The 1,423-nt window shown below is 63.0% G+C and carries 2 protein-coding genes; both read left to right on the top strand.

The features are described 5' to 3' along the window. Nucleotides 1-225 precede the first annotated feature (225 nt). Nucleotides 226-984 (top strand): hypothetical protein, encoded by a 759-nt coding sequence (locus tag VFQ05_06435; protein ID HET9326389.1) that lies wholly within the window; start codon nucleotides 226-228, stop codon nucleotides 982-984. A gap of 145 nt (nucleotides 985-1,129) precedes the next feature. Then, nucleotides 1,130-1,423: hypothetical protein (locus tag VFQ05_06430; protein HET9326388.1), on the top strand; the 294-nt coding region annotated here is incomplete at its 3' end.

Below are 1,423 nucleotides of genomic sequence, written 5' to 3'. Positions count from 1 at the left end.
AGCGCGGATCCTGAGTTCGAGACGGACTACTCGGGCTTCATGGTGCGCGCCGGCCTGGCCTTCTACATGCCAGGCGCTTCGGGACAGTAGCAGTCACAGGGACGCAACAGAGCCGGGCTCTTCGGAGCCCGGCTCTCTTTTTTGGGAGCTGGAACATCTCAAATCCGCTTCCTGAAGAGCCCCTTGGCTGACATATTCCGGTCCTCTCCATCTGAGGAGGACGCCGTGAGAAAGGCCGCTGGCTTCACGCTTCTCGGAGCTTTGCTGCTCTCCGTTCCCGCTCTCTCCCCGGCGAACGCCGGGACTTTCTTCATCCGAGCCTCTGCGGGATTCGCAAGCCAATCCCTCGAAGACTGGAACGATCAGATCGATGGGGTCAATGAAGTGTTCCAGAGTGGTGGGATTCCGGCGCCGTTCGACAACTTCGGAGGCGCCATCCCATTTGGTATCGAAGCCGGCTATCAGCCGAATCCGCTGCTCGCCCTGTCGGTCGGGGTATTCCGGCAAAGCGATCAAGCCGACAACACGTATTCGGACGCTTCGGGCTTGTTCACCCTGGACTCGGAGCTCGCCCTCACCTCGGTCACCGGCGCCGTCTCCTACTGGCTTCCGAACACTGAGGGAGTGTTCATGGGAGCCGATGTGGGTATGGGGTTCGGCACGGCCAAGCAGAATTTCGTCTTCCGAGACTTCAGCGATCCTGCGAACGACCTCGACGTCATCGGCGACTGGTCGGGAAATGGGCTCGTCGCCGGAGTATTCGTCGGCTACCAGTATCAGGTCCCCAGCGGTTTCCTGCTGCATGGAAGGGTGGGATATCAGTTTCAGAACCTGGGGGAATTCGACGGAGACTTGACGAGTCCTCAGCTCGGCTCAGGAAGCAGTCCTCCCGTGGACTTCCTCATCACGGGCCAGGAAATGGATACCGATTTCAGCGGCATCCAGCTGTTGGTCGGAATCGGTTTCGCCTTCGGCGGTCCCTAAGAGGCTCCCCGCCGCGCCAGCGCATCCGGCCGAAATGGCTCGGCGTGGGCTAGACTGGCGCCTTCATGCTCATCCCTGAAGGCGCCACCGGCCTCTCACGCCCGTGAAACGCCGCGAACGAGACCGTCGCGCCACGAGCCGTCCCGTGTGGAGCCTCTCGCCTGCGGCGGCTCGTCTTTGCAGGCTCGCGGGGTTCGTGGTCGTCGCCCTCTACGGCGCAGCCCTCCTGGCGATGATCCTCGGGCCACACCGGATCGGTGACGTCTTCGCCGAGACCGACTTCTACGGAGGCTACGCCGAGGGCGCGAGGATGCTGCTTCGCGGGCATCTGGACCCTTCGCGCTACGGCGTGGTCGGCCCCGGCTACGAGGTCGCCCTGGCGCTGCTGGGCGTGGTCATTCCCAACCTCTTCGTCGCCGCCGAGCTGCTTTCGGTCATC

This window comes from Candidatus Eisenbacteria bacterium, assembly GCA_035712145.1.
Lineage (GTDB): Bacteria > Eisenbacteria > RBG-16-71-46 > RBG-16-71-46 > RBG-16-71-46 > DASTBI01.
Note: the sequence above shows the minus strand (reverse complement) of the source record. Positions and strands in the feature narration are given on the sequence as shown.